Origin of the sequence: Streptomyces javensis, assembly GCF_039525925.1 — a bacterium.
GTDB lineage: Bacteria > Actinomycetota > Actinomycetes > Streptomycetales > Streptomycetaceae > Streptomyces > Streptomyces asiaticus.
Genome location: NZ_BAAAIF010000239.1, coordinates 1 through 1391, shown reverse-complemented (window position 1 = coordinate 1391; position 1391 = coordinate 1). Strand labels below are relative to the sequence as shown.

Annotated in this window: 1 protein-coding gene; it reads right to left on the bottom strand. The window is 69.2% G+C overall.

Translation table 11 applies throughout. The features are described from left to right. Window positions 1–1391 (bottom strand): SDR family oxidoreductase (locus ABD329_RS47745; RefSeq protein ID WP_425574484.1); only part of this gene is annotated, 1391 nt, incomplete at both ends.

Genomic DNA, 1391 nt, shown 5'->3' with positions numbered 1-1391 from the left:
CGAGGTGTCCGGTCATGCCGCTGGCCTCGGCCCACAGACCCCACGCCATCGACACACCCGGCAGCCCCTGCGCCCGGCGCCACGACGCCAGACCGTCCAGGAACACATTCGCCGCCGCGTAGTTGCTCTGCCCCGCACTACCCATCACACCGGCAGCGGAGGAGAACAGCACGAACGCCGACAGGTCCAGCCCGGCCGTCAGCTCGTGCAGGTTCCAGGCCGCGTCCACCTTCGCCCGCAGCACCCGCTCAACCCGCTCACGCGTCAACGACGTCAACAACCCGTCATCCAACACACCCGCCGCATGCACCACACCACTCAACGCGAAGCCATCCGGCAACCCCGACAACACCCCGGCCAGAGCCTCACGATCAGCAGCATCACACGCCGCGATCACCACCTCGGCCCCAGCCGCCTCCAGCTCAGCCCGCAGCTCCGCAGCACCCTCGGCCTCCGCACCACGACGGGAGAGCAACACCAGCTTCCCGACCCCGTGGCGCGCGACCAGATGCCGGACCACCAAGCCGCCCAGCACACCCGTGCCACCCGTCACCAGCACCGCACCCGAGCCAAACCCACCCGGCTCCACCGTGCCCGGCGACGGCACCCGGCCCAGGCGCGGTATCCGTACCGCACCCGACCGCACCACCACCTGCTCCTCACCCAAAGCCAGCACCCCGGAAAGCACACCCCCGACACCCTCCACATCATCGGTGTCCACCAACACCAAACGCCCAGGGTTCTCCGCCTGCGCGGACCGCACCAGACCCCACACCGCGGACCCCGCCATATCCGCCACACCCTCACCCACATCAACAGCACCACGGGTCACCACCACCAACCGCTCACCCGCCCGCTCCCCATCCGCCAACCACCCCTGCACCCGCTCCAGAACCTCAAGAACCCGCCCATACACCTCACCCACCACATCCACACCACCGGAAACCACCCGCACAACCTCAGCCCCCGGCGCCACCTCACCACCCGCCACCACCCCCGGCGCATCCACCCACTCCAGCCGGAACAACGCATCCCGCGCCGCCCCACCCACAGCATTCAGCTGATCCGCGTCAACCGGACGCAACACCAACGACTCAACCGACGCCACCCCACGCCCCGACTCATCCCCCACCAACACCGACACCGCACCCGACCCCGCACCCACCGACGCCAACCGCACCCGCAACGCCGTCGCACCCACCGCATCCAGCGCGAACCCACGCCAGGAGAACGGCAACAGACTCCCCGAACCACCCGCCAGACCCTCACTCACACCCAACGCATGCAACGCAGCATCAAACAACGCCGGATGCAGACCAAACTGCCCCGCCCGCTCCCGCTCCTCCTCCGGAAGCCCAACCTCGGCGAACACCTCACCATCACGCCGCCAC